Origin of the sequence: Streptomyces sp. NPDC000594 (genome assembly GCF_040299965.1) — a bacterium.
Classification (GTDB): Bacteria; Actinomycetota; Actinomycetes; order Streptomycetales; family Streptomycetaceae; genus Streptomyces.
On the sequence record NZ_JBEPCY010000004.1, the window covers coordinates 179,262 to 201,049 of the forward strand.

Genomic DNA, 21,788 nt, shown 5'->3' on the forward strand with positions numbered 1-21,788 from the left:
TGAAACGGGAGGTCATCATGACGACGACACAGATCGACCTCGACGACGAACTCCTGGCGCAGGCCGCCGCCATACTGGGCACCGGAACCAAGAAGGCGACGGTCAACGAGGCGCTCCGGCGGCTGGTGGCGCTGGAGACCCAGCTGCGGCATCTCGATGAGCTGGCCGCAGGAGATTATCCGGATCTGTCCGACCCCGAGACGATGGCAGAGGCATGGCGGTAGCGCGATACCTGGTCGACAAGAGCGCCTGGGCGCGGGCCGGGAAGCCCGGTGTGCGGGCGGCCCTGGAGCCCCTGCTGCTGAGAGGGCTCGTGGGTACATCGGGGATCATCGATCTGGGAATGCTCTACAGCGCGCGGAACGCGGACGACTACGAGCGCATGCTCGGCCGGCGCCGCTCCTTCGAGTGGTTCCCGACGACGGACGAGATCGTGGGCCGTGCCATCGAGGTGCAGGGCATCTGCGCCCAGAAGGGCAGTCACCGGGCCTTCTCCATCCCGGATCTGCTGGTGGCGGCCACGGCCGAGCGCCATGGGCTGGCCGTGCTCCACTACGACGGTGACTTCGATCAGATCGCCGAGGTCACCGGGCAGCCCACGGAGTGGATCGTGCCCCGGGGGACCGCCGACTGAGGCGCGCGACTGAGACGTGCGGGGGCGGGGCTGCCCCCGCACGACATCAGCGGGCCGGGCGCTGGAGGCGGGCGACGAACTTGTAGCGGTCGCCCCGGTAGACCGACCGCACCCACTCCACCGGCTCGCCCCGCGCGTCCAGCGAATGGCGCGAGAGCATCAGCATCGGCAGCCCCACATCCGTACCGAGCAGCCCCGCCTCGCGCGGGGTCGCCAGCGAGGTCTCGATGGTCTCCTCCGCCTCCGCGAGATGGACGTCGTACACCTCCGCCAGCGCCGTGTAGAGCGAGGTGTACTTCACCAGGCTGCGCCGGAGCGCGGGGAAGCGCTTGGCCGAGAGATGGGTGGTCTCGATGGCCATCGGTTCGCCACTGGCGAGCCGCAGCCGCTCGATCCTCAGCACCCGGCCGCCGGTGGTGATGTCCAGCAGCCCGGCGAGGGTGTCATCGGCCGTGACATAGCCGATGTCCAGGAGCTGCGAGGTGGGTTCGAGCCCCTGGGCCCGCATGTCCTCGGTGTAGGAGGTGAGTTGGAGCGCCTGCGACACCTTGGGCTTGGCCACAAAGGTGCCCTTGCCCTGGATGCGTTCGAGCCGTCCCTCGACCACCAGCTCCTGAAGTGCCTGCCGTACGGTGGTCCGTGAGGTGTCGAATTCGGACGCGAGTGTACGTTCGGGGGGCACGGGCGTCCCCGGGGGCATAGTCTCTGTCATGTCCAGAAGGTGGCGCTTGAGCCGGTAGTACTTGGGAACACGCGCGATGCGGGTCTGAGCCCCGCCCTCGCTCTCCGTCCCCACCCCGTCCGTGGTCATGCCCAGCCTTCCCGACTCCTGCGCTGCTGCCGTCACCGGCTCCTCCGTCTGTAGCGGCTCACATGGTGGCACGGTCCGGTCACGGGTCGTCGCCCTCCCTCAGGTGTCGGTCCTATAACGGACGCGACTGCCCTTCTTATACACCCTTGACACCCCAAAAGGTCTAGGCCAAGCTCCCGGGTACTGGTCTAAACCATTAAAGACCAGGTCCCAGCCCCACGGGCAGACCTGAAGCGCTGTCACTGCGTGCACTGCGTGTTGTGCGACACCCGGGCGGTGGGGGGAAATCTTGCATCCCTGAGGAGGGTGGCGTGAAGCGCAAGCTCATTGCTGCTGTCGGTGTGGCAGCCATGATGGTCTCGGTCGCGGCGTGTGGGTCGGACGACAAGGGTGGGAACGACGACGCCAAGCCGGCGGACCGCACGGGCAACCTGACCGTGTGGCTGATGAACGACGCCCAGTCCACCTGGCCCGAGGTCGTGGCCGACGCGACGAAGCAGTTCAACGCGAAGTACCCGAAGGTCAAGGTCAACGTCCAGTACCAGCAGTGGGGCGACAAGACCAAGAAGCTGGACGCCGCCCTCTCCGGTGACAAGTTCCCGGACGTGGTCGAGCTCGGCAACACCGAGACGATGACGTACATCCTCGGTGGCGCCCTCGGCGAGATCGACCCGAAGAAGTACAAGAACTCGGACACCTGGATCAAGGGTCTGAAGGACACCTGCACGTTCGAGGGCAAGATGTACTGCGTGCCCTACTACGCGGGTGCCCGTGTCGCCGTCTACAACGCCGACATGTTCAAGAAGGGTGCCAAGGTCGACAAGCTCCCGACGACCGAGGCCGAGCTGACCGCCGCCCTGGACAAGGTCCAGAAGGAGTACGGCAAGGACAAGGGCTACTCCTCGCTCTACCTCCCGGGCAAGTACTGGTACGCCGCCATGTCCTACGTGGCCGCGTACGGCGGGAAGATCGCGGAGGTGGACGGCGACGGCAAGTGGACCGCCTCGCTCTCCAGCCCGGAGTCCCAGAAGGGCATCCAGCACTACATCGACCTGGTCAACAAGTACAACAAGGCTGACAAGACCAAGGACGAGCAGGACCACGCCAACGTCATGTCCAACGAGAAGGCCGCCGTGATCTACGGCAACGCCTGGGAGGCCGGCAGCGTCGTCGGTGGACAGAACGGCAACCCGAAGCTCGAGGGCAAGGTCTTCGCCGCCGGTATGCCCGGCCCCGAGGGCAAGCCGCTCCCGACCTTCATCGGTGGCTCGGACCTCGCCACCATCGCCAAGTCCGACAAGCAGGACCTGGGCGAGGAGTGGATCTCGTTCTACACGAACGAGAAGTCGCAGGAAGGCCTGATGGCCAAGAACACCCTGCCGAACAACACCAAGCAGCTCCAGCCGCTGAAGGCCAAGCCGGAGACCGCCCCGGCCGCCAACGCGGTCGAGAGCTCCTGGTTCACCCCGATCGCCCCGGGCTGGGCCGCGATCGAGAAGTCCGAGGTCCTGGAGCTGATGCTGCTCGACATCATCAAGGGCAAGTCGGTCGCCGAGGCCACGAAGAAGGCTGACGCGGAGATCAACAAGCTGATCAACAACGAAGGCGCCTGACCTTTCCGGTCACCAGCCTCTGATCTCCCCGGGGGGTGACGGTCCCGCGCGATGGCGCCGGGGCCGTCACCCCCGCCTCAGGTGAAAAGTCCGAACGGAAGGCCACGCACCATGAGTGCCGCCGAGCTCAAGACCCCCGGGGGACCTGACCCCCAAGCCGCCTCCCCGGCGGCGGCCGACAAGCGGCCGAGCGAAGTCCACGAACCCAAGACGCCCGGCGGGGGTGGTCGGCGGAGACGCAAGGGTGCGCTGCTGCCCTACCTGCTGATCGCGCCCGCGTTCATCGCGATCGCGGCGGTGTTCGTCTGGCCGCTGATCAGAACCGTGATCATGTCGTTCCAGGAAGTGGGCCGCAAGGAGCTCTGGCTCGGCACCGACCCCGAGTGGGTGGGCTTCAAGCAGTTCGAGGACATCCTCACCGACGGCGCGTTCTGGGATTCGGTCACCCTGACCGTCATCTTCATGATCGCCTGTGTGGTCACCACGCTCGTCTTCGGTCTGGGCATCGCGCTGATGATGCAGCGCATGTCCGACTGGGCCCGCCTGGCCCTGACCGGCGCCCTGATCGCCGCCTGGTCGATCCCGCTGCTGGTCGCGTCGTCGATCTTCCGCTGGCTGGCGGACTCGGACTACGGCGTGATCAACATGGTCCTGACCAAGTACCTGGGCCTGGACTTCCAGGGCCACAACTGGTGGCTCGACTACAAGCAGGGCTTCCTCATCATCGGCGCGGTCGTCGTCTGGGGTGCCATCCCCTTCGTCGCGATCACCCTCTACGCCGCCCTCACCCAGGTCCCCAAGGAGCTGGAGGAGGCCGCCGCGATCGACGGTGTCAACGCCTTCGGCAACTTCCGCTATGTGACCTTCCCGGTGATCAAGCCCGTCTTCCAGATGGTCGCCACCCTCTCGGTGATCTGGGACTTCAACGTCCTCGGCCAGGTATGGCTGATGCGCGGAAGCAAGCCCGAGCCCGAGTACGAGATCATCGGCCTCTACGCCTTCAACAAGGCGTTCGAGAACAACTCCTTCAGCCAGGGCGCGGCCATCTCCCTGATCACCGTTCTGCTGCTCTCCGGTGTCGCCGTGTACTACCTGCGCCAGCTGCTCAAGATCGGAGAGGTCGATTGAGCACCACTGCCTCCGCGCCGAAGACCGAGACACCCGTGACCACTGTGAAGACCGTGCCCACCGGTAAGCGCAAGCGCTCGACGGACCGCAAGAAGAAGAGCCGTCACCTCTACAACGCCCTGGGCATGCTGACCCTCGTGGTCATGGCCTTCCCGGTGTACTGGCTCGTCGTCAGCTCCCTGCGGCCCAACCGGGAGATCCGCAGCTGGGACCAGACCCTCTGGCCCTCCTCGCTGACCTTCGACAACTTCAAGCGCGCGGTGAAGTACGAGAACTTCGACACCGCCATCCAGGCCAGCCTCATCATCAGCGTCACCGCCGTCGCGGGCGCCATGCTGCTGGCCACCATCGCCGCCTACGCCATCGGACGCTTCCGCTTCACCGGCCGGCGCGCGCTGATGATCGTGCTCATCGTGGTCCAGCTGCTGCCGCCCACCGCGATGCTGATCCCCATCTACCTCCAGCTCAACGAGTTCGGCGCGCTGAACGAGTTCTGGGGCATCATCATCATCTACATGGTCTCCACGCTCCCCTTCGCGACCTGGATGATCCGCGGCTTCGTGATCAACATCCCGAAGGAGCTGGAGGAGTCCGCGATGGTGGACGGGTGCAGCCAGATGGGCGCCTTCTGGCGGATCATCTTCCCGCTGCTCGCCCCCGGTCTCGCCGCCGCGTCGATCTTCTCGCTGATCAACGCCTGGAACGAGTACATGCTCGCGTACATCGTTCTCCAGGACAACGACAAGTACACGCTCAACATCTGGCTGGCGAACTTCACCACCTCCCGGGGCACCGACTACGGCGCGCTCATGGCCGCCTCCGTCATCGTCGCCGTTCCGGTCGTGATCTTCTTCATGATCATCCAGAAGAAGATGGCCGCCGGTCTCACCTCCGGCGCCGTGAAGGGATAACGCCAACCATGACCACTGTGGTACGCGGTACCTCCGACACCCTGACCCGTGACGCCCTGGCCGTGCTCCAGCCCGGCTTCGTCGGCACCACCGCCCCCGACTGGCTGCTCCGCCACATCGGTGACGGCCTGGCCGCCGTGGGACTCTTCGGCCGCAACATCCTGACCGCCGAGCAGGTGGCCGCGCTCACCGCGCAGCTGCGCGCCGAGCGGGACGACATCCTTGTCGCCATCGACGAGGAGAGCGGCGATGTGACCCGGCTGGAGGTCCGTGAGGGCTCCTCCTTCCCCGGCAACTACGCGCTCGGCACCGTGGACGACGCCGACCTCACCCGTGAGGTCGCCCGTGAGCTGGGCCGCCGTCTCGCCGAGTGCGGGGTCAACCTCAACTGGGCGCCCACCGCCGACGTCAATGCCAACCCGGACAACCCGGTCATCGGTGTCCGCGCCTTCGGCGACGACGCCCGGCTGGTCACCCGGCACACCCAGGCCTATGTCGAGGGCATGCAGGCATCCGGCGTCGCCGCCTGTCTGAAGCACTTCCCGGGCCACGGCGACACCAATGTGGACTCGCACCACGCCATGCCCCGGATCGACGTCGGCATGGACACCCTGCGGGTACGGGACCTGCCGCCGTTCCGGGACACCCTGACGGCGGGCCCCAAGGCCGTGATGAGCGCGCACATCCTGCTGCCGGCGCTCGACCCCGAGCGCCCGGCCACCCTCAGCCCGCAGATCCTCGGCGGTCTGCTCCGTGAGGAGCTGGGCTTCGACGGGCTGATCATCACCGATGGCATCGAGATGAAGGCCATCTCCGCGACCTACGGCATCGAGCGCGGCACCGTGCTCGCCATCGCCGCGGGTGCCGACGCGATCTGCGTCGGCGGCGGACTCTGCGACGAGGGCACCGTCCTGCGACTGCGTGACGCCCTGGTGGCCGCGGTCCGCAGCGGCGACCTGCCCGAGGAGCGGCTGGCGGACGCGGCGGCGCGGGTGCGTTCCCTCGCCGAGTGGACCCGTCAGGCCAGGACGGCCCCGCCGGAGCCGGGCGCGGCGCAGGAGGGGACCGCGTCCGGCCCCGGCGTCGGTCTGGTCGCCGCCCGCCGGGCCGTCCGGGTCACCGCCGGTGAGCTGCCCTACGAGCCGGTCACCAGCGCCCCGTACGTCGCCTCGTTCGCCCCGGTGAACAACATCGCGGTCAGCAACGAGACCCCCTGGGGTGTCGGACCCGAGCTGGCCAAGGTGCTGCCGGGGACCGAGGAGGACACCTACGACGCCTCCGAGACCGACGCCGCCGCCCTGGTCGGCAAGGTGCTGGCGCGGGCGGGTGACCGTAGGATCGTGGCAGTGGTACGTGACGCGCACCGCCATGGCTGGATGACGGCCGCCCTCGACGCGCTGGTCGAGGCCCGCCCGGACACGGTCGTGGTCGAGATGGGCCTCAACCGGGCCCAGCCCCGGGGCGCGCTCCACATCGCCACCCACGGCGCGGCCCGGGTCTGTGGAGAGGCCGCCGTCGAGGTCATCACCGGCCAGGGAGCCGGCGGCTGACCGACAGGCCCTGACCCCCCTCGCGGGACGCCGGGGCGGGAGCGCCCGCCCCGGCGCACGGACGACAGCGGGAGGCATCATGCCCACCACGCACCCGGCCGACCGGAGCGAACGCCCCGGCCGGATCATGTCCGGCGAGATGGCACAGCAGCCCGCGGTACTGCGGCGCATCCTCGACGAGGGTGCGCCGCAGATTCATGAGGTGGCCCGGCGGGTCGCCGCCCGCAGGCCCCGTTTCGTCCTGCTCACCGCCCGTGGCACCTCCGACAACGCGGCCCTGTACGCGAAGTATCTGCTGGAGATCCGGCTGGGCCTGCCGTGCGGGCTGACCTCCATGTCCACCACCACGGCGTACGGGGCCCGGCCCCGCTTCGAGGATGTGCTGGTCATCACCGTCAGCCAGTCGGGCGGCTCGCCCGATCTGGTGGCCTCCACCCGCGCGGCGCGCGAGGCGGGCGCCCTGACCCTCGCGGTCACCAACAACCCCGATTCACCGCTGGCGGCGGTCTCCGAGTACCACATCGACGTCCTGGCGGGCCCGGAGCAGGCCCTGCCCGCCACCAAGACCTACACCGCCTCCCTGCTCAGCCTGTATCTGCTGGTCGCGGGGATGGGCACGGACAGCGACCGGGACGGCGGCGGGGCCGGTGTGGAGGCCGCGCGGGCCCTGCCCGGGCTGGCCGGCCGGATCCTGGAGCGGCAGGACGAGGTACGGCGGCTGGCCTCCCGCTACCGCTTCGCCGAGCGGATGGTCATCACCTCGCGCGGCTACGGCTATCCCACCGCGAAGGAGGCCGCGCTCAAGCTCATGGAGACCAGCTACATCCCGGCCCTGTCGTACTCGGGGGCGGACCTGCTCCACGGCCCGCTGGCCATGGTCGACAACATCTCCCCGGTGATCGCCGTGGTCACCGACGGCCGGGGCGGCGAGGCCCTGCAACCGGTCCTCGACCGGCTGCGCGGGCGGGGCGCGGACCTGGTGGTGGTGGGGCCGTCCGCGCAGGTGGCGGCGGCATCGGCGGGCTTTGTGCTGCCGACGGACGGGGTGCCGGAGGAGTTGCAGCCGATCCTGGAGATCCTGCCGCTGCAACTGCTGGCGTACGAGGTCACCATCGCCCGGGGGCAGGACCCCGACGCGCCCCGGGCGCTGGCGAAGGTCACCGAGACCCACTGACACGGCTGGCCGGACCTGACAGGGGAGGCCCTGACAGGGGAGGCCCTGGCACGGGAAGCCCTGACACGGGAAGCCCTGGCACGGGAAGGCCTGGCACGGGAAGGCCTGACACCGCGCGGAAGGGCCCTGCGTACGGGCCCGGACATACCCGCGGGCCGCGGCGCCTGACGGGACCCTCAACCCGTCCGGCACCGCAGCCCGGAGTGCTCCGGCCGACGCGAGTGTGCGGGCCCGCGCGGCCGTATGGGAGGACTCGGCGCAGTCAGGGCAGAGAGCGCCGCGACCTCGTTTCCGCTCTCCTGTGCGGTGGAGAACGGAAGTTCGGCGTGCCTCTTCATTGTGGACTAGACCATTCACGGATGTCCATGGATCGACGGGGATTGCTTGGCGCACTCGCCCGCCCGCCGGGTGCGCCCCGGGCGCCCGGCGCACCTCCCGGACGGGCCCTTCCCGCCCCCCTGGCACGGCCACCCCGCATCACCGGTCCATCACGCGGGTACGCTCGCACACGTGCCCTCCATGAACGACCTCGTACGCCAGCACACGGCGCTGACCGAATCCGACCTCGAATGGCTCCATCTGCTGGTCTCGGAGTGGCAGCTGCTCTCCGACCTGTCCTTCGCCGATCTGGTGCTCTGGGTCCCCACCCGGGACGGCACCCGCTATGTGTCCGTCGCCCAGATGCGCCCGAACACCGGCCCCACCTCGTACCAGGACGACATGGTCGGCCATCTGGTCCCGCGCGGGCGCCGGCCGCTCCTGGACGCCGCCCTGGACGAGGGCAGGATCGTGCGCGAGGGCGACCCGGAGTGGCGGGAGGAGGTCCCGGTACGGGTCGAGTCCATCCCGGTCCGCCGTGACGGCCGGGTCCTCGGGGTGATCGCCCGGAACACCAATCTGCTGACCGTGCGGACCCCGTCCCGGCTGGAGCTGACCTATCTCCAGTCCGCCTCCGACCTTGCCCAGATGATCGCGGCCGGGGCCTTCCCCTACCCCGGGCAGCAGGTCGAGATGGATGCCTCGCCCCGGGTCGGCGACGGACTGATCCGGCTGGACGCCGACGGCCTGGTGCAGTACGCCAGCCCCAACGCCCTCTCCGCCTATCACCGCCTCGGGCTCGCCTCCGACCTGGTCGGCCACCATCTGGGGCAGGTCACCGCCGAGCTGGCCCCCTCCCGGGGACCGGTCGACGAGGCCCTGGTCAAGCTGGCCAGCGGCTATGCCCCCCGGGAGACCGAGGTGGAGGGGAACAGCGGGGTGATCCAGCTGCGGGCCATCCCGCTCAAGCCCAAGGGCACCCGGATCGGCTCCCTGGTCCTGCTGCGCGATGTGACGGAACTGCGTCGCCGCGAGCGTGAGTTGATCACCAAGGACGCCACCATCCGGGAGATCCACCACCGGGTCAAGAACAACCTCCAGACCGTCGCCGCCCTGCTGCGGCTCCAGGCCCGCCGGATGGACTCGGTCGGCGGACGCGAGGCCCTCCAGGAGGCGGTCCGCCGGGTCGGGTCGATCGCCATCGTCCACGAGACCCTGTCGCAGAACCTGGACGAGCGGGTGGAGTTCGACGAGATCGCCGACCGGGTCATCGCCATGGTCGCCGAGATCTCCCCGGGCAAGGTGGAGTGCCGCCGTACCGGGCGGTTCGGGGTCCTCGACGCCGAGGTGGCGACCCCCCTGTCGATGGTCCTCACCGAGGTGCTCCAGAACGCGCTGGAGCACGCCTTCCCGGCGGGGGAGCGGGGCTCGGTCGAGGTGTCGGCGGTACGGGGTGAGCGCCGGCTCGACGAGAGCGCGGCCCGGCTGCTGATCACCGTCCAGGACGACGGCTGCGGACTGCCCGAGGGATTCGACGCGCGGCGCACCGGAAATCTCGGTCTGCAGATCGTACGAACGCTGGTGGAAGGCGAGTTGGGCGGAAGCTTCGACATGCTTCCGGTACCCGGACCGGAGAGCGGTACACGGGTGGTACTCGATATCCCGGTACGCGCCCTGCCGTGAATTCCGTGCCGTTGAGGTGATTTACCGTCAGACTCTTGTCGGTGTCCACAGCAACCGGTGTTCACGGCAGCCGGTGTTCACAGCAACCGGTGTGCACAGCAGCGAGCCCCGGACCGAAGGGAATCGGTCCGGGGCTCGAATGCTGTGTGGGTCACTGCTGCGCGCTGCGGCTCGGGGGCGGTGAGTGCGTACTCGCTGTACGCGCCGCCTCAGGCTCGTCGCGGGGCGGTTCAGGCGCTGGCGTTGCGCGCCCGGTTGCGGGCGGCGCGGCGCTTCATCGCGCGGCGCTCGTCCTCGCTGAGGCCACCCCAGACGCCGGAGTCCTGGCCGGACTCAAGCGCCCACTGCAGGCACTGCTCCATGACGGGGCAGCGGCGGCAGACGGCCTTGGCTTCCTCGATCTGCAGCAGCGCAGGACCGGTGTTGCCGATGGGGAAGAAGAGCTCGGGGTCTTCCTCGCGGCAAACGGCGTTGTGACGCCAGTCCATGGCTGCTACCTCTCCTTGGTATTACGTGCTTGTGAATGTGAACGCTTTCACGAATCCCCCCGCAAGGGAAGGGCCGACCGCCGACACGTCGACGTGTGGTCCAGGGTTTTCAGAGGGGGATCCGGCGATCTGCGGTCACCCGTTCCAGCGGGCCGTCCCGATCGCCATGAAGAGACTCGCAAACCTCGGCGACGGATACAACCCCTTCTGGAAAGTTTTTTTTGATTCGACGGTGTCGACTAGGTCACAGCCGTCATTCCATGGGGTGGATGCCAGTCCGTACGTTCGAGATAAAGGCCGTTTGAGCCTTCTACTCACACAATCACACGCAGTGCACGGCGTACGCCTGTGAACGTCACGCTGGTACGCAGTCCGAGGTGGTCACCGTCCATCTGGAAAGGCAGTGGAACCTTTGAATTCAAGGTGAAGTCGGTGAGGTCATGGAGAGTAATCGCGTGCTTGCCCTGCGGTCCCCGCTCGGGGGTGGAGGTCAGCAGCTGGGTGGCGTAGCGGGCCACCGCCGGGGTGGAGAGCCGGGAGAGCCCGAGCACATCGAGTCCGGTGTCGAAGGACGCCTTCGGTGAGGCGTACACCGGGCGGTTGCCGAGGAAGGTCCATGGCGAGGTGTTGGCCACTATGGAGAGCACCAGATCGGTGATCGGCTCATGGCCGGGGCGCTCCAGGGTGATCTGGCCGTGTATCCGGTGCGGGTCGCCCAGGAACTGCCGGACGACCTGACGCAGATAGAGGGCGTGGGTGGAGCGCTTGCCGCGCTCGCGCTGCTGCTCGACCCGGCCGATCACACTGGCGTCGAAGCCGACGCCGGCGCAGAAGGTGAACCAGCGGGGCTCGGTCCCCTCGTCCGGGGTGCCCGGGGTGCCGGAGGCGAGTCCGAGCCCGATCGTCCGCTCGCTCCGGTCGGCGAGCGACGCCAGGATCGCGCCGGTGGCCTCGACGGGGTCGTTGGGCAGACCGAGGGCGCGGGCGAAGACATTGGTCGAACCACCGGGGACGACGGCGAGCCGGGGGAGCCGCTCGGGGTCGGGGCCGTCGTGGAGCAGACCGTTGACCACTTCGTTGACGGTGCCGTCGCCGCCGAGGGCGACCACGAGGTCTATGTCGTCGGACTCGGCCGCCCGGCGGGCCAGGTCCCGGCCGTGCCCCCGGTACTCGGTGGTCACGGCCTCCAGCTTCATCTCGCTGGCAAGGGCGTGGATCAGGACGTCACGCGTCCGCGCACTGGTGGTGGTAGCTGCCGGGTTGACCACGAGGAGTGCGCGCATGCGCAGCAGCGTACCCACTGAGGGTGACAGCGGCCCAGTCCGGGGGTGCGGGGCCGCCCCGGCCCCGCGGACCGGGCCGTCGACGACCCGGGGCGGCGGCTACCCTTGCCGGTGTGAGCGACGACCCCACCCCGACCCCGCGTCCCGCCCGTCTGACCGCCGCCGCGGCGGTGTCCGGCCTGGAGGGTCTGGCCCTGGTGGGCCTGGGCGTCTACCTCCTGGTGATGGGCGTGCTCGGTACGTTCGACAACGCGGTCCAGGCGTGGACGGGCGGAGTGACGCTCATCGCACTCGGGCTGATCCCGCTCGCCGCCGCGCGCGGCCTGCTGCTCTGCCGCAGCTGGAGCCGGGGCCCGGCGATGATCACCCATCTGATGGCGCTGATCCCGGCGTACACCCTGCTGAAGTCGGCGGGCGGTCTGATCCCGCTGGGGATCCTGGTCGCCGCGGTCGCCGTCACCGGCCTGGTACTGATCGTCAGCCAGGAGACCACCCGGGCCCTCGGCATCGGCGCCCGCGACGCCTGAGGGCCGGGCCTGCCGGTGGCTACTCCTCCACCAGCAGCTTCTCCCGCAGCTGGGCCAGGGTGCGGGCCAGCAGCCGGGAGACATGCATCTGTGAGATGCCGACCTCCTGGGCGATCTGCGACTGGGTCATGTTCCCGAAGAACCGCAGCAGCAGGATCCGCTTCTCGCGCGGCGGCAGATCCTCCAGCAGCGGCTTGAGGGACTCCCGGTACTCGACACCCTCCAGCGCCTCGTCCTCGGCGCCGAGGGTGTCGGCGACGGCGGGGGACTCGTCATCGGTGTCGGGGACGTCCAGCGACAGGGTGGAGTAGGCGTTCGCCGACTCCAGGCCCTCCAGGACCTCCTCCTCCGAGATGCCGAGCCGCTCGGCCAGCTCATGCACGGTGGGGGAGCGGCCGTGCAGCTGGGACAGCTCGGCCGTCGCCGTGGTCAGCGCGAGCCGCAGCTCCTGGAGCCTGCGGGGCACCCGGACCGCCCAGCCCTTGTCCCGGAAGTGGCGCTTGATCTCGCCCACCACCGTCGGGGTGGCATAGGTCGAGAACTCGACGCCCCGCTCCGGGTCGAACCGGTCCACCGATTTGATCAGGCCGATCGTGGCGACCTGCGTCAGATCGTCCAGCGGCTCCCCGCGGTTGCGGAACCGCCGGGCCAGATGCTCCACCAGCGGCAGATGCATCCGTACCAGCCGGTTGCGCAGCTCGGCCCGTTCCAGGGAGCCGTCGGGCAGCTCGCGCAGCTCGACGAAGAGCGCCCGCGCGCCGCCCCGGTCCTGTGGCTGATGGTGACCGTCGTGTCCGTGCTCGCTCATATGGCCTGCCCTCTTCCGGCCCTCCGCCTCACGTGGGGCGTCCCCGGCGCCGCCGGGAGGACCACCCCCCGCCCGCGCCCGATCCGCGTCGGCCGCCCCGCCTCCCACGACCTGGTCCACCGGGTGCGGCCGGGCCTGCTGCTCGGGGAAGCCGTGCACCGGGGGTGGTTCGTTCCGCACCGGACCGTCCTCGTTCCGCACCGGACCGTCCCCGTTCCTCACGCCGGACCGGGGCCCGCGCCGCGCTGTTTGTACAGGCTGATGGTGACCGTGCGGTCGGGGGCGACCGAGGACTCGACCTTGCCGGCCAGCGCGGAGAGCACGGTCCAGGCGAAGGTCTCGCGTTCGGGCGCCCGGCCGTCCGTGGTCGGGGCGGACACGGTGACCTCCAGCGAGTCGTCGACGAGCCGGAAGACACAACTGAGAACGGAGCCGGGAACCGCCTGCTGCAGCAGGATCGCGCACGCCTCGTCCACCGCGATCCGCAGATCCTCGATCTCGTCGAGGGTGAAGTCCAATCGTGCGGCGAGTCCGGCCGTGGCCGTCCGCAACACCGACAGATAGGCACCCGCAGCGGGCAGCCGGACTTCCACGAAGTCCTGGGTCCCGGGCTGGCCTGCGATCTGGGACACCCTCACCTCCAAGGTGGCACAAGCTCTTTCCGGCCACGGGGGAAAGGTCCCGAGGCCGTCGCTACGCAGTCCGTACGTAGCCGGTACTGGCCCGGCGACGCTATCGCGATCCATGGTGCGCTGTCGCCGGGCCCCCTCCCCTTCGGCTCCATCACTCATGGTAAGCATATGACCACATACGGTGGCTAGGGGTTGGGTGGCCCCGGTAAGGAAGAGATGGATGGTTGACGTACCCGCACGTGGGGCCGTCGAACCGTCGCACGCCAGAAATGCGCAACCGGTCGGATCATCGCACTGCGTCACCTTGTCAGGCCGCGCCGTGTGCACGGTACCGCCCCCGGCGGCGACCCGGGAGACCCCGGGGGTCCCCGCGCCGGACGGCTCAGACCAGGGCGCCGTCCACAAAGCACCAGCGCCAGTCCTCGCCCGGCTCGAAACTCCTCATCACCGCGTGACCGGTCGCCCGGAAATGGCCGGTCGCATGCTGGAGCGGCGAGGAGTCACAGCAGCCGACATGCCCGCAGAGCAGACAGAGCCGCAGATGGACCGGGGTGGTCCCGGCGGCCAGACACTCCGGACAGGTCTCGGAGGCCGCCGCGGGCTCGGGGCGGGGCAAAGCGGCGACATGCGGACACTCGCTCATGATGGCCAGATTACGGCGCCGCACCGCGTAGCGTCCCGCCGAGCGGTCCGTACGGTCCCCGCCGGGCCGGTACGGGCCCCTGGCACGCGCGTTCCGGTACGGCGGACCGGGTCCATGGGTGAGGACCGCCCGGGACCGCCGAGGGGCCGACCGGGACGCCGAGGGACCGACGAGGGACTGGCGAGGGACCGAGCATGGACGACGCACTTCCCCTGGTGGCCCTGGTCGCGGCGAGCGCCGTCATCGCCGGGGCCGCCCGCAGGACCCCGGTGGCGGCCCCGCTGCTCCTGGTCACCGCCGGGCTGGTCTGCGCCTATCTGCCGGGCGTACCGCACTATGTCCTCGATCCGCACATCGTGCTGCCGCTGGTGCTGCCGCCCCTGCTGCACCTGGCCGCGCTCGACGCCTCCTATCTGGATCTGCGCGCCAACGCCCGGCCGGTCGCCCTGCTCTCGGTCGGCTATGTCCTCTTCGCCACCGTCGTCGTCGGCCTCCTGGTCCATCTGCTGATCCCGGAACTGCCGCTGACCGCGGCGCTGGTGCTCGGCGCGGTGGTGGCGCCCCCGGACGCCGTCGCCGCCACCGCCGTCGCCCGCCGGCTGCGGCTGCCCCACCGGATCACCACCATCCTCCAGGGCGAGTCCCTGGTGAACGACGCCACCGCCATCACCGCGTACAAGGTCGCGCTGGCCGCCGCGGTCGGGGAGGGCGCGAGCTGGGCCGGCGGGATCCGGGAGTTCGCCGTCGCCGCCCTCGGCGGGGTCGCCGTCGGCCTGGTGCTGATGGTCCCGCTGCACTGGCTCCGCACCCATCTGCGGGAACCCCTGCTCCAGAACACCCTCTCGCTGCTGATCCCCTTCGTCGCCTACGCCGCCGCCGAACAGGTCCATGCCTCCGGGGTGCTCGCCGTGGTCGTCGTCGGGCTCTATCTCGGCCACCGCCGCTGGCAGGTCGACTTCGCCACCCGGCTCCAGGAGGGGGCGGTCTGGAAGATGGTCGCCTTCCTGCTGGAGTCCACCGTGTTCCTGCTGATCGGGCTCCAGCTCCCGTATGTCCTCGAAGGACTCGGCGACCATGGCGTCGCCCAGGCCCTCGGCTATGCCCTCGTGGTCTTCGTCCTGGTGGTGGCGGTGCGGTACATCTGGGTCTTCCCGGCCACCTTTCTGCCGCCGCTGCTCTCCGCCCGGGTCAGGGAGCGGGAGGCGGGGGTCACCTGGAAGGCGCCGACGATCGTGGGATGGGCCGGGATGCGCGGGGTGGTCTCGCTCGCCATCGCCTTCTCCATTCCCCGGCTCACGACCGCGGGGGACCCCTTCCCGGCGCGGAATCTGATTCTCTTCCTGACCTTCACCACGGTCATCGGGACCCTGGTGGTGCAGGGGATGACCCTGCCCGCGCTGATCCGGGCGCTGCGGCTGCCCCAGCCGGACGCGCAGGCGGAGACCCTGGCGGAGGCGCAGGCGCAGAGCGAGGCGTCCCGGGCGGCCGACGAACGGCTGGACGAGCTGCTGAGGGACGGCCGCAACGCCCTGCCGGAGCCCCTGGAGCAGCGGCTGCGCACGGTCCTGGAGCGGCGGCGCAACGCGGTCTGGGAGCGGCTGGGCGCGGTGAACGAGGAGACGGGCGAGACCGCCGACACGACCTATCGGCGGCTGGCCGGGGAGCTGATCGAGACGGAGCGCCAGGAGTTCGTCCGGCTGCGGGACGAGCGGCGGATCGACGACGAGATGATGCGGACGCTGCTGCGCAGGCTGGATCTGGAGGAGGCGGCGGCCTATCGCGAGGAGGACGCCTCCTGAGGGTCCTCCCGGGGGCCTTTCCGAGGGGTCTCCCCGGGGCTCTCCCGGGGGCTCCCGTGCGGGCTGCCCAGGGGGTCGGGGTGGCCGGTGACCACGGCGACGACGGTCGTTCCGGGCGCGAAGGCGCCCTCCTCGGCCAGGGTGGTCAGGCCTTGTAGCATTTTGGCCACATATATCCGCTCCAGCGGGATCCCGTGCCGGGTCTCGAACTCGTCTGCGAAGCCGGTGAGTCCGGGGGTGGTACGGGCATAGCCCCCCGCGTGGAAGCGGTCCTCCGTCGACCAGTCGCCCCGGCGGCCGCCGAACGCCTCCCGCTGGAGCAGCAGGACCCGGTCGGCGAGAAAGCCCCCTCGCAGGACCGGGAAGCCGATGGTACGGACCCCTGGTGGCACCCCCGCCGCCAGCCCCGCGAGGGTCCCTCCGGTGCCGCAGGCCACCCCGACAACGGCGGGGCCGGTGGCACCCTCGCGGGCGAGGTCGTCGCCGGTCTCCCGGCCGAGTCCGGCGCAGCCGAGGGCGGCCGGGGCATTGCTGCCGCCCTCGGGGATCACGTAGGGATCACCGTCCGGGGCGGCCCGTGCCACCAGGGCGGCGAGCACCTCCGGCTCGTCCTTGCGGCGGTAGGTGCCCCGGTCGGTGAAGACCAGCCGCATGCCGTCCGCGGCGCACCGGGCGAGTGAGGGGTTGAGTGGCCGGGAGGCCAGTTCGTCGCCGCGGACCACACCGATGGTCGTCCGTCCGAGCAGCCGTCCCGCGGCGGCGGTGGCGCGCAGATGGTTGGAGTAGGCGCCGCCGAAGGTGAGCAGGGGGCGGTCGCCGGCGGCGCGCAGATTGGGCACCAGCTTGCGCCACTTGTTGCCGGGCAGCTCCGGGTGGATCAGATCGTCCCGCTTGAGCAGCAGCCGCAGCCCGCGCCGGGTGAAGCGGTCGTCCTCGACCGGCTGGAGGGGCGAGGGCAGCCGGGGCCGCAGGGCGGCGGGGTCGGACGCTTCCGGAGGCATATGCCCATTGTCGTCGGGGTGTCGGGCGGGGGCGAGCGCACCCCCTGGGGGCTTCTGCCGTCCGGTCGGTACCGCCTGGGGTTCCCGCCGCCCGGCCGCCGGCGCTCCACCGCTCGGACCCGGGGGCTACCCGATCCGCTCGCCGATCCGTTCGCGCATGGCGTCCATGGAGAAGCCCAGCGGGTCGATCTTCCCCGGCTGCCACTCCTTGTGGCCGATGACCGACCGCTCCGTCCAGCCGTGGTGACGGCAGAGCGCCGCGCCGACCCTTTCGACGGCGTCCAGCTGTGCCCCCGGCCAGGGGTCCACGCCGTCCCCCAGGTTGACGCACTCGAAGCCGTAGAAGTGGCGGTTGCCGTCGGTGCTGTCGGTGCCGGTCCCATCGGCCGGGTCGTGGGCGGGCAGCGGCTGCTCCGCGATCACCGCGCGCAGCACGTCGCCGTCGCCCGGGCCCGCGTGATGGGCCCGCCCGTAGCCGACCAGATGGACCGTGCCCCGCTTGTCGATGACGCCATGGCAGAGCGGCCCCGGCAGATCGCCGCGCCCGTTCCGGTACAGGGCCACAGTGTCGGCGGTGCCGCTGGTGGCCGTGTGATGGATCATGATGCCGTGCACCGGGCCCCAGGGGCCCTGGGCGTCGCGGTGGTGATTGCGCCAGTCGCCGACCTCGGCGACCGTCACGCCCTCGTGGCGCAGGGCTTCGAGGAAGAGGTCCGCGGACATGGGTGAGGACATGTTCCGGCTCCCTGGGGTGCGGAGGGGTGTACAGAAACGCCCGTACTGTGCATTTACAGCTTTTACTGCAACTCCCCATCCGGAGCCGTGTGTTCGGTTTACGTGCGAGCCGATCCGGTCATTCACTGGGAGATTCGCGGAATTCTGATGTGACTGCCCCGCCGGTGGGGAAGTAATCCCATCCGTTTGTGTAATGGTGCGAGAACTCTCCGTGCTGAAAGGCTTCTCTCGCGGGTCGACGGCGAACGTGTGACCCGCTGCCCAAACGCGTGATCGAGAGGAGCGCCCCATGTCGGTTGGTTCGATCGTGCCGGTTGGTCCGGCCATGTCGGTCGGTTCGGCCGGCGCCGCCGGTGGCCGGGGCAGGGCCCCGCACCCTGTCGTGGACCGTGAACCCGTCCCGCGCGCGTACGGAAGGACACCCCGTTGACCATGCCGGAGGCCGCTGAGGCCCGTATCGCCCTCGATCTGCTGGACCGTGCCCGGGGGGTCGTCGATCCCGCGCTGCGCTCCGCCCTGGAGACCCTGCCCGGTGCGCTGCGCCGGATCGCGATGTACCACTTCGGCTGGGAGGACGCCGAGGGCGCCCCGACCGCCGGTTCGGCGGGAAAGGCGATCAGGCCGGCGCTGGTGCTGGCGGCCGCGCGGGCGCTGGGCGGGGATCCCGCCGGGGCCGTCTCCGCCGCCGTCGCCGTGGAGCTGGCGCACAACTTCACCCTGCTCCACGACGATGTCATCGACCGGGACCCGACCCGCAGACACCGCCCCACCGCCTGGACGGTCTTCGGCACGGCGGACGCCATCATCGCCGGTGACGCCCTGTTCTCCCTGGCGCTGCGGATTCTCGCGGAGGATCCGCACCCGGCCTCGGCGGCGGCGGCCGGGCGGCTCTCCACCTGTGTCATCGAGCTGTGCGCGGGCCAGCAGGCCGACTGCGCCTTCGAGGAGCGCGGGCCCCAGGAGGTCACCCTGGACGAGTGTGTGGAGATGGCCACCGCCAAGACCGGCGCCCTGCTGGGCTGCGCCTGCGCGCTGGGGGCGCTGTACGCGGGGGCGGACCTGGAGCGGACCGAGGCGATGGACGGCTTCGGCCGGGAGGCCGGGCTGGCCTTCCAGCTGATCGACGATCTGATCGGCATCTGGGGCGACCCGGGGCGGACCGGGAAGCCCGCGGGGGCGGATCTGGCCGCGCACAAGAAGTCGCTGCCGGTGGTGGCCGCGCTCTGCTCCGGCACCCCGGCGGGGGAGGAGCTGGCCGCGCTGTACCGCACCCCGCTGACCGGCCCGGACATCCGCCGCGCCGCGGACGCGGTGGAGCGGGCGGGGGCCCGGGAGTGGGCCCAGGCGCAGGCGGCGGACCGGATGGCCGGGGCGGTGCAGCAGCTGTCCCGGGCGGTCCCCGACCCGGCGGCGGCGGAGGATCTGCTGGCCCTGGCCGAGTTCGTCACCCGCCGTAATCGCTGACCGGCCGTAATCGCTGACCGGCCGCACGCCCCGGGGGCGGGCGCCGGGTCGGTCGCCCGAGCCCGTCTCCGGGCCGGGCATCTGGACCGGTCGCCGTTTCCTCGTGTGCCCCTCTTGTCAAACCACTACGGGTGAAGCACTATATGCGGAGTGGTCGGATGCCTCCGGAGTCCGCGAGGACTCCTCGGGGGGTCTCCGGCCACCGCCGCCCCTCCCGGCGGCACCCACTGCTCCCCGATGAAAAGGACCGGTTTGCGCAAGCTCAGCTACTACGTCGCCGTCTCCATCGATGGCTTCATCGGCGCCCCCGACGGGGAAGCCTCCTTCTTCAGCCGCTTTGTGAAGGGCGAGTACCTCGACCTCGTGCGGACCGAGAGTGCCGACACCCTGCCCACCGCCGCCCGGCGCCTCTTCGGTGTCGACGACCAGCCGGTCACCCGCTTCGACACGGTGATCCAGGGCCGTGGCAGCTATGACGTCGGCCTGGCGGAGGGCATTGTCCGTCCCTACGCCCATCTGCGGGAGCTGGTGGTCTCCCGCAGCATCACCGAGGCCCCCGACCCGGCGATCGAGATCGTCTGCGGCGATGTCGTCGCCCGGGTGCGCGAGCTGAAGGCCGAGGACGGCCTCGACATCTACCTCTGCGGCGGGGCGAACCTCGCCGGACAGCTCCGGGACGAGGTGGACGAGCTGATCATCAAGACCTATCCGGTGATCCTGGGCACCGGTATGCCGATGTTCGCCGCGGACTTCCGGATCGACGAGTTCGCCCTGGAGTCGCTGCGCTCCTTCGACAACGGTGTGGTCCTGCGCACCTACCGCCGGGAGCGCTGACCGGCACCGGCACCAGCGCCGGCGCCGACACCGGAGTCGGCTGTCCGTCGCGGTCCGGCCGCCGTACGCTGGACGCATGGGCAGCGATGGACGCGGGCCGCGGGCCGGGCAGCAGTGTCCGGTCTGCGGAGAGCCCGTGGGCACGGTCATCACACGACGCAAGACCCTGGGGGCCTTTGTCCCCTCCTGGGGCCCCGGCCCCTGCCGTAACGCCGACTGCACGGCCTTCGACCTCCCGCCCGCACGGGCGGGGGTCCGGGCCCCCCGGGAGGCGGCCCATGGCTCCGGAGGCCGGTCCGGGCCGCCCGGGAAGGGCTCCGGCGCGCCCCCCGGCGCGGGCCCCAACGTGGTCTGAACCATCCCTGCTGTTCAGCGTGGCCGCGCGTACCGCTACAGTCCGCGCCATGTCATCGGAGTCGACTGAAGTCTGGGCGGGCTGGTACCGCGACCGCCGGGGCGCGGAAGCGGTCACGATCGCGGCGCGCGGACCGCAACTGCGTACGCGCATCAGGGGTGTTGAGTACGAAGGGGCGAGCCTGTCCGCCCTGGAGGCCGTCGGAGCGGAGGGCGTACTGCTCTCCGCCTGTGTACTGGAGTGGGACATACCCGTCCCGCTCCATGCGGACGGCGCCGTCGAACGGGCCACGCTCAGCTGTCTGCTGACCCTCGGTGAGCTGCGTTCCGAGGGCGCGCTGGACCGCGCCGACCTCAATCTGACCCTCCATTACGGCGGGGCGGCCTTTGAGGCGGGTGTCGCCGGGGGCGACTTCGACCGGGCGTTCGCCCGGATCCGGGAGCAGCTCCCGGCGGGTGTCGAACCGGGTGCCTTCCATCCGGCCGACGCCTGAGCCGACGCCTGAGGGGCGGCGCCCCGAACGCACGGAAGGGCGCGCGGAAGAGCGTACGGAAGAACGCACGGAAGAACGCACGGAAGGACGCCCCGCCGCGGCTTCGGCGGGGCGCCCTCCGGTCAGGAAGGGGTCAGGTCGTCAGGAGACCTGCTTCAGCGCCCCCGCGAGACCACGGGCCCACAGGGCGTTGACGCGGTTGCGCTCGGCCGCGTTCGGCGTGGCGTTGGTGCACGAGGTGCCGGCGCCGCCGCCCGACATCAGCTCGGAGCACGGGCCGCGGTAGTTGTCCGGGAGGCCGAGCACATGGCCGGTCTCATGGGAGGTCACGCGGTACGAGTTGTACTGCTGGTTCTGCCGGTGGTCGAGGAAGATGTAGCCCCGGCCGCGGCCGTCGGTGCTCGCGTACGAGCCCCGGGAGTCATTGCCCTCGTAGTAGCGGAAGCTCGGGTTGGCCCCCTCCTGGAGCCGGATGTTGCTGACCGAGCTGTTCCATATGTGGGTGGAACGGGCTATCTGGGCGCGGTAGGTGGGGGCACCCGACGCGTTGTAGGTGACGGTGATCACCCGGGCGGCCGGGTTGGCCTTCCGCTTCTCGGCCACCGACTTCACGACGGCCTTGAAGAACGCCTCGGTCGCCTTGCGGTCCTCCTTGGAGCCCTCGTACGCGGCGTAGGAGGGACCGGCCTCGGGCGCGGTGGCGGCGGAGGCGGGGACCGCGCCCAGCGACGCGGCCAGCGCGGCACCGAGGGCGGCGGAGAGGGCGATTCTGGTGTGACGCATGTGGGGGGTACTCCTTGTGGTCCGAACGGATTCGGTACGGCGAGTCTCAAGGAGCCGACCCCGGGCCGGGAGATGCCAACCAGCGATAACATCAGAGAATCGTCATGTCCATGTCGTCCAA

At 70.4% G+C, this 21,788-nt stretch carries 23 protein-coding genes; 14 read left to right on the top strand and 9 right to left on the bottom strand.

What is annotated here, in order from left to right:
* Positions 1 to 17: 17 nt before the first annotated feature.
* Positions 18 to 224: a type II toxin-antitoxin system VapB family antitoxin gene (locus ABT354_RS08035; protein WP_351490555.1), complete on the top strand. Its 207-nt coding sequence runs from the start codon at positions 18 to 20 to the stop codon at positions 222 to 224.
* Complete coding sequence (locus ABT354_RS08040; RefSeq protein ID WP_351490557.1) at positions 215 to 634, top strand: PIN domain nuclease; 420 nt, start codon at positions 215 to 217, stop codon at positions 632 to 634. The genes ABT354_RS08035 and ABT354_RS08040 overlap by 10 nt, the downstream gene beginning before the upstream one ends.
* Before the next feature lie 46 nt (positions 635 to 680).
* Here ABT354_RS08040 and ABT354_RS08045 read toward each other — a convergent pair whose 3' ends face one another.
* Positions 681 to 1,445, bottom strand: a complete 765-nt coding sequence (locus ABT354_RS08045) for a GntR family transcriptional regulator (protein WP_351491129.1) — start codon at positions 1,443 to 1,445, stop codon at positions 681 to 683.
* Positions 1,446 to 1,756: 311 nt separating this feature from the next.
* On the opposite strand from ABT354_RS08045, the gene ABT354_RS08050 reads away from it, so the two are divergent.
* The 6 genes from ABT354_RS08050 to ABT354_RS08075 all read left to right on the top strand — a co-directional run bounded on the left by ABT354_RS08050 (position 1,757) and on the right by ABT354_RS08075 (position 9,822).
* Positions 1,757 to 3,058, top strand: a complete 1,302-nt coding sequence (locus ABT354_RS08050) for a sugar ABC transporter substrate-binding protein (RefSeq protein ID WP_351490561.1) — start codon at positions 1,757 to 1,759, stop codon at positions 3,056 to 3,058.
* A 111-nt stretch (positions 3,059 to 3,169) separates the two neighbouring features.
* A complete protein-coding gene (locus ABT354_RS08055; protein ID WP_351490563.1) occupies positions 3,170 to 4,186 on the top strand; it encodes a carbohydrate ABC transporter permease in 1,017 nt (338 codons plus the stop codon).
* 125 nt (positions 4,187 to 4,311) lie between these two features.
* A complete protein-coding gene (locus ABT354_RS08060; RefSeq protein WP_351491131.1) occupies positions 4,312 to 5,097 on the top strand; it encodes a carbohydrate ABC transporter permease in 786 nt (261 codons plus the stop codon).
* Positions 5,098 to 5,105: 8 nt separating this feature from the next.
* Positions 5,106 to 6,647, top strand: coding sequence for a glycoside hydrolase family 3 protein (locus ABT354_RS08065; protein ID WP_351490564.1), 1,542 nt, complete (start codon positions 5,106 to 5,108; stop codon positions 6,645 to 6,647).
* A gap of 79 nt (positions 6,648 to 6,726) precedes the next feature.
* A complete protein-coding gene (locus tag ABT354_RS08070; protein ID WP_351490566.1) occupies positions 6,727 to 7,821 on the top strand; it encodes an SIS domain-containing protein in 1,095 nt (364 codons plus the stop codon).
* Positions 7,822 to 8,340: 519 nt separating this feature from the next.
* On the top strand, positions 8,341 to 9,822 hold the full coding sequence (locus tag ABT354_RS08075; RefSeq protein ID WP_351491133.1) for a sensor histidine kinase: 1,482 nt from the start codon (positions 8,341 to 8,343) through the stop codon (positions 9,820 to 9,822).
* Between the two features lie 230 nt (positions 9,823 to 10,052).
* Here ABT354_RS08075 and ABT354_RS08080 read toward each other — a convergent pair whose 3' ends face one another.
* Both ABT354_RS08080 and ABT354_RS08085 read right to left on the bottom strand, forming a co-directional pair.
* The gene (locus tag ABT354_RS08080) at positions 10,053 to 10,310 is read right to left on the bottom strand and encodes a WhiB family transcriptional regulator (protein WP_003953983.1); all 258 of its coding nucleotides are present in this window, start codon (positions 10,308 to 10,310) and stop codon (positions 10,053 to 10,055) included.
* 314 nt (positions 10,311 to 10,624) lie between these two features.
* Positions 10,625 to 11,593 carry a diacylglycerol/lipid kinase family protein gene (locus tag ABT354_RS08085; protein ID WP_351490568.1) on the bottom strand — a complete coding sequence of 323 codons (969 nt, stop codon included), beginning with the start codon at positions 11,591 to 11,593 and terminating at the stop codon, positions 10,625 to 10,627.
* A 113-nt stretch (positions 11,594 to 11,706) separates the two neighbouring features.
* Between ABT354_RS08085 and ABT354_RS08090 the strand changes: the two genes are divergently transcribed.
* A complete protein-coding gene (locus tag ABT354_RS08090) occupies positions 11,707 to 12,120 on the top strand; it encodes a hypothetical protein (protein ID WP_351490570.1) in 414 nt (137 codons plus the stop codon).
* Between the two features lie 19 nt (positions 12,121 to 12,139).
* On the opposite strand, the gene ABT354_RS08095 is transcribed toward ABT354_RS08090, so the two are convergent.
* The 3 genes from ABT354_RS08095 to ABT354_RS08105 all read right to left on the bottom strand — a co-directional run bounded on the left by ABT354_RS08095 (position 12,140) and on the right by ABT354_RS08105 (position 14,203).
* A complete protein-coding gene (locus ABT354_RS08095; RefSeq protein WP_351490572.1) occupies positions 12,140 to 13,150 on the bottom strand; it encodes an RNA polymerase sigma factor SigF in 1,011 nt (336 codons plus the stop codon).
* Complete coding sequence (locus ABT354_RS08100) at positions 13,147 to 13,560, bottom strand: ATP-binding protein (RefSeq protein ID WP_351490574.1); 414 nt, start codon at positions 13,558 to 13,560, stop codon at positions 13,147 to 13,149. The genes ABT354_RS08095 and ABT354_RS08100 overlap by 4 nt, the downstream gene beginning before the upstream one ends.
* Positions 13,561 to 13,942: 382 nt before the next feature.
* Entirely contained in the window at positions 13,943 to 14,203 is a 261-nt protein-coding gene (locus ABT354_RS08105; protein ID WP_351490576.1) for a UBP-type zinc finger domain-containing protein, read from the bottom strand.
* 194 nt (positions 14,204 to 14,397) lie between these two features.
* On the opposite strand from ABT354_RS08105, the gene ABT354_RS08110 reads away from it, so the two are divergent.
* Positions 14,398 to 16,002: a Na+/H+ antiporter gene (locus ABT354_RS08110; RefSeq protein ID WP_351490578.1), complete on the top strand. Its 1,605-nt coding sequence runs from the start codon at positions 14,398 to 14,400 to the stop codon at positions 16,000 to 16,002.
* Here ABT354_RS08110 and ABT354_RS08115 read toward each other — a convergent pair.
* Positions 15,978 to 17,003: a 1-aminocyclopropane-1-carboxylate deaminase/D-cysteine desulfhydrase gene (locus ABT354_RS08115; protein WP_351490580.1), complete on the bottom strand. Its 1,026-nt coding sequence runs from the start codon at positions 17,001 to 17,003 to the stop codon at positions 15,978 to 15,980. The genes ABT354_RS08110 and ABT354_RS08115 overlap by 25 nt on opposite strands.
* A 126-nt stretch (positions 17,004 to 17,129) precedes the next feature.
* Positions 17,130 to 17,738, bottom strand: coding sequence for an N-acetylmuramoyl-L-alanine amidase (locus ABT354_RS08120; RefSeq protein ID WP_351490582.1), 609 nt, complete (start codon positions 17,736 to 17,738; stop codon positions 17,130 to 17,132).
* Positions 17,739 to 18,170: 432 nt separating this feature from the next.
* Here ABT354_RS08120 and ABT354_RS08125 point away from each other — a divergent pair, with 432 nt between their 5' ends.
* The 4 genes from ABT354_RS08125 (at position 18,171) to ABT354_RS08140 (ending at position 20,884) form a co-directional block, all read left to right on the top strand.
* Complete coding sequence (locus ABT354_RS08125) at positions 18,171 to 19,202, top strand: family 2 encapsulin nanocompartment cargo protein polyprenyl transferase (RefSeq protein WP_351490584.1); 1,032 nt, start codon at positions 18,171 to 18,173, stop codon at positions 19,200 to 19,202.
* A gap of 252 nt (positions 19,203 to 19,454) precedes the next feature.
* Positions 19,455 to 20,036 carry a dihydrofolate reductase family protein gene (locus tag ABT354_RS08130; RefSeq protein WP_351490586.1) on the top strand — a complete coding sequence of 194 codons (582 nt, stop codon included), beginning with the start codon at positions 19,455 to 19,457 and terminating at the stop codon, positions 20,034 to 20,036.
* A gap of 76 nt (positions 20,037 to 20,112) precedes the next feature.
* A complete protein-coding gene (locus tag ABT354_RS08135) occupies positions 20,113 to 20,391 on the top strand; it encodes a hypothetical protein (protein WP_351490588.1) in 279 nt (92 codons plus the stop codon).
* Positions 20,392 to 20,440: 49 nt separating this feature from the next.
* Positions 20,441 to 20,884, top strand: coding sequence for a DUF6304 family protein (locus tag ABT354_RS08140; RefSeq protein WP_351490590.1), 444 nt, complete (start codon positions 20,441 to 20,443; stop codon positions 20,882 to 20,884).
* 141 nt (positions 20,885 to 21,025) lie between these two features.
* Here ABT354_RS08140 and snpA read toward each other — a convergent pair whose 3' ends face one another.
* Complete coding sequence (gene snpA / locus ABT354_RS08145) at positions 21,026 to 21,667, bottom strand: snapalysin (RefSeq protein ID WP_351490592.1); 642 nt, start codon at positions 21,665 to 21,667, stop codon at positions 21,026 to 21,028.
* Between the last annotated feature and the right edge of the window lie 121 nt (positions 21,668 to 21,788).

Coding starts and splice junctions, on each gene's coding strand:
- ABT354_RS08055 (WP_351490563.1), top strand. CDS start 3,170: ATGAGTGCCGCCGAGCTCAAGACCCCCGGGGGACCTGACCCCCAAGCC.
- ABT354_RS08105 (WP_351490576.1), bottom strand. CDS start 14,203: ATGAGCGAGTGTCCGCATGTCGCCGCTTTGCCCCGCCCCGAGCCCGCG.
- ABT354_RS08080 (WP_003953983.1), bottom strand. CDS start 10,310: ATGGACTGGCGTCACAACGCCGTTTGCCGCGAGGAAGACCCCGAGCTC.
- ABT354_RS08040 (WP_351490557.1), top strand. CDS start 215: ATGGCGGTAGCGCGATACCTGGTCGACAAGAGCGCCTGGGCGCGGGCC.
- ABT354_RS08115 (WP_351490580.1), bottom strand. CDS start 17,003: ATGCCTCCGGAAGCGTCCGACCCCGCCGCCCTGCGGCCCCGGCTGCCC.
- ABT354_RS08070 (WP_351490566.1), top strand. CDS start 6,727: ATGCCCACCACGCACCCGGCCGACCGGAGCGAACGCCCCGGCCGGATC.
- ABT354_RS08120 (WP_351490582.1), bottom strand. CDS start 17,738: ATGTCCTCACCCATGTCCGCGGACCTCTTCCTCGAAGCCCTGCGCCAC.
- ABT354_RS08060 (WP_351491131.1), top strand. CDS start 4,312: ATGCTGACCCTCGTGGTCATGGCCTTCCCGGTGTACTGGCTCGTCGTC.
- ABT354_RS08035 (WP_351490555.1), top strand. CDS start 18: ATGACGACGACACAGATCGACCTCGACGACGAACTCCTGGCGCAGGCC.
- ABT354_RS08045 (WP_351491129.1), bottom strand. CDS start 1,445: ATGACCACGGACGGGGTGGGGACGGAGAGCGAGGGCGGGGCTCAGACC.
- ABT354_RS08140 (WP_351490590.1), top strand. CDS start 20,441: ATGTCATCGGAGTCGACTGAAGTCTGGGCGGGCTGGTACCGCGACCGC.
- ABT354_RS08110 (WP_351490578.1), top strand. CDS start 14,398: ATGGACGACGCACTTCCCCTGGTGGCCCTGGTCGCGGCGAGCGCCGTC.
- ABT354_RS08125 (WP_351490584.1), top strand. CDS start 18,171: ATGCCGGAGGCCGCTGAGGCCCGTATCGCCCTCGATCTGCTGGACCGT.
- ABT354_RS08135 (WP_351490588.1), top strand. CDS start 20,113: ATGGGCAGCGATGGACGCGGGCCGCGGGCCGGGCAGCAGTGTCCGGTC.
- ABT354_RS08065 (WP_351490564.1), top strand. CDS start 5,106: ATGACCACTGTGGTACGCGGTACCTCCGACACCCTGACCCGTGACGCC.
- snpA (WP_351490592.1), bottom strand. CDS start 21,667: ATGCGTCACACCAGAATCGCCCTCTCCGCCGCCCTCGGTGCCGCGCTG.
- ABT354_RS08075 (WP_351491133.1), top strand. CDS start 8,341: ATGAACGACCTCGTACGCCAGCACACGGCGCTGACCGAATCCGACCTC.
- ABT354_RS08085 (WP_351490568.1), bottom strand. CDS start 11,593: ATGCGCGCACTCCTCGTGGTCAACCCGGCAGCTACCACCACCAGTGCG.